The sequence below is a fragment of the Cupriavidus sp. 8B genome (assembly GCF_054589115.1).
In genome coordinates, this window is record NZ_BAAILO010000422.1 from 1 (window position 1) to 2562 (window position 2562).

General features: G+C 58.2%; 4 protein-coding genes. 3 read left to right on the forward strand and 1 reads right to left on the reverse strand.

All coding sequences use genetic code 11. The features are described from left to right. The first annotated feature begins 103 nt into the window (after positions 1-103). Together ACYP5B_RS39900 and ACYP5B_RS39905 are read left to right on the forward strand one after the other, a co-directional pair. Complete coding sequence (locus ACYP5B_RS39900) at positions 104-1525, forward strand: hypothetical protein (protein ID WP_459573318.1); 1422 nt, start codon at positions 104-106, stop codon at positions 1523-1525. A 5-nt stretch (positions 1526-1530) separates the two neighbouring features. Continuing rightward, the gene (locus ACYP5B_RS39905; protein ID WP_459573319.1) at positions 1531-1812 is read left to right on the forward strand and encodes a hypothetical protein; all 282 of its coding nucleotides are present in this window, start codon (positions 1531-1533) and stop codon (positions 1810-1812) included. A gap of 57 nt (positions 1813-1869) precedes the next feature. Here ACYP5B_RS39905 and ACYP5B_RS39910 read toward each other — a convergent pair whose 3' ends face one another. Further along, complete coding sequence (locus ACYP5B_RS39910) at positions 1870-2106, reverse strand: hypothetical protein (protein WP_459573321.1); 237 nt, start codon at positions 2104-2106, stop codon at positions 1870-1872. A 39-nt stretch (positions 2107-2145) separates the two neighbouring features. Between ACYP5B_RS39910 and ACYP5B_RS39915 the strand changes: the two genes are divergently transcribed. Beyond that, positions 2146-2562, forward strand: a 417-nt coding sequence (locus ACYP5B_RS39915) for a tyrosine-type recombinase/integrase (protein WP_459573320.1), incomplete at its 3' end; no start/stop codon positions are given.

Here is a 2562-nt window from a genome sequence, read left to right on the forward strand (position 1 = left end):
TCGTAGCACGGCCTGGAAAGGCGCGCCCGCTAAGGCGTAGCGGGCGATAGGGGTACGACTTCGCCTCGGACCTATTGCGTTTGGCAATGCACTGGGCAGCAGCTTGGCGAGCCAGAGTTCGAACGGCAGCAGCAGCGAGGGCGAGTCGGCGTTGGGCAATGCGTGGGCGAACTCGCAAGGGCCGGTAGACCCGCTATATGGCACGTCGCTGGGTGTGAAGCCGTCGTATCTGAATCCGTCGACGTCGATGTTCGCGGACGCGGTCGTGCCGACAGACGGCAAGGCCTATGACAATGCCGTCTATGGTCAGATGGTCTCGGTGTTTGGCGAGACTGCCGGAGGAAGTCAGTCGACGTCGTTTGCTTCGCCCAACACGATGCTCTTTGCGGGCGATGGTGCGCCGACTGGGCGGCCCGACATCCTGCTCCCAGAGGTAGAAGTTACGCCAATGGGTATTCTGGATCCGATCTACGGTACTGGGTCAGCTTACGCACCTCTGGAGGCTACCAATGGCCTCACAGGCATGTTTGGCAGGGCCGCGTTAGTGGATGACAGTCAACATCTCTTCTCCGAAGATCCGCAGGCGCGTAGGGATGCTATCGAAAGTCAGATTCGCTGGGAGATTGCTGGACAAGAAGCTCGTGACGCTTCGTTGGAGGGTGGACAGTTACTACCTACGGGTGGTGCCGCGCGCGGCATACCTCGAGGTGGCATTGGCAACTTCGAGATGGTGCGAAACGGCAACTGGGATGCTGCACTGAATCTCGCGGCAGACCCGTTTGGATTGCTTGGAGAACTGCCCGGGTTGCGTGAGGATCTAGGTAGGTTGAGTCGTACGCAGGCGGAAGGGCAGATTGAGAGGATGCGTCAGGGTATGATCGATGCTGGCATCAAGAATGTACCTGAGTATTCTCTAGCGTGGGACGCTAACGGAAAGCTGGTCCGGGACTACGCGGCCACGACAGATAATCTGGGTCGCGTTTATGAAGACTTTGTGCGCGATCAACGCATGCGCGAGACATGGGGCGACGACTATCAGAATGTGCGCATCGGCAAATCTCGGATGACTCCGATGGAGTTTGAAAAGAAGGTTCTTGACATACATCAGGCTGCCACGGATGACGCTTACCGAGATGGTATCGATGCCATGGATAGAGGACGCCTGCCTAAGTCTGCGAAGGATCTCGGTGTATTTATTGATGACCGAGTACGGCTGCAGTTGCGTGGATTTGCTGCTGAGGAGGGACTGAGTGATAGTGCGGCATCGAACGTATGGGCTGTCAATCGCCGCATCAAGAGTGAACAAGTGCCGGGCTGGGGAGTGCCCGATAGCAGGCTAGGAGCGAACCTTTATGCCGATACGACGCTGGCGGCGAAGGGTGCCTATACGCCCCAGATTATGAAGTGGAACGAAATACGCCCTGGCAATGTACTGATCATTCGACCTACGGAGCTGGGAGGGTCATATTCAATCCTTCGTAACGCGATTCCATCGTTTACGAAGTCTGTTGGCAGAGGTATGTGATGTCATTGAGCGAGAAATTGGCGGACTTTGCTGCTGCTCTTTCGGGAGCGACGTTAGCCCCGGATGGGTATCCGAAATGGGGTTATGTTACCTATGAAAGCAACATGGCTGATTTGAAGACGCTGTGGGCGGAGATTCGCCCACAGTTGACGCGGGATATTGACCGTGTTGCATTGATTGACGGGAAGCTGAGTGAGATGTTTGCAGCGTTCGATGCAGGGGATAAGGAGCGCGGGCGCGACGCAGCTTGGTTGATGTACAACCTAAAGGTAAAGGAATTGCGATAGGTGAGGGTCTACCCCGATTGATGATACCCGCCCTGTGCGGGCGTTGTCGTTCCTGGGCTACGTGTTTGGTTGAGCGATGTCGCCCGCGACATGCTCGCCCCTGAGGTCGTAGCGCACGAACTGTCGGATGCCATCCGGAAACCGCTTCTCGACAGTGCCTTTGGGCGTATCCGGCGTGACGACGTAGATGGGATTGCCCCGGGCGAGATGCTCGCGGGCGGCCTCGCCATCGTCGTTGAACATCTCGGCCAGGAGGGCTTCCAGTTCATCGTCCGGGGCGCGAGGGAACATCAAGGCAACTTAAAAGTAACAGTAATGGGACTGTTGTGGGACATGGCCTGCCCTGCAAAACCTGATGGCATATGCTCTTTAGCCGCGTCGGCTGCTTGGAAAAGGGGTTCAGCCCGGTCCGATTCCGTCGCAAATCCTGGTCCTACCGTCTCTACACAAGGGCCGCAAGGACCGGCTCTTGCCACTGGCCGAGCGGGCACTGTACTGGGTGCAGCAGTACCTCGACCACGCCCGTCCGCTGCTGGCGGGGACCCGACCGAGCCGGCGCTGCTGCTGGGCAGTGAGGGCAAGCCGCTGACCGAGATGTGGCTCTCGACGGTGGTGGCTCAGTACCAGGAGAGCGCGGAGTTGGGCGAGCACGGCGGCTGCCATCTGTTCAGGCACTCGATGGCGACGCTGATGCTGGAAAACGGCGCGGACATCCGTTTTATACAGGCGATGCTCGGGCACGCCGAGCTC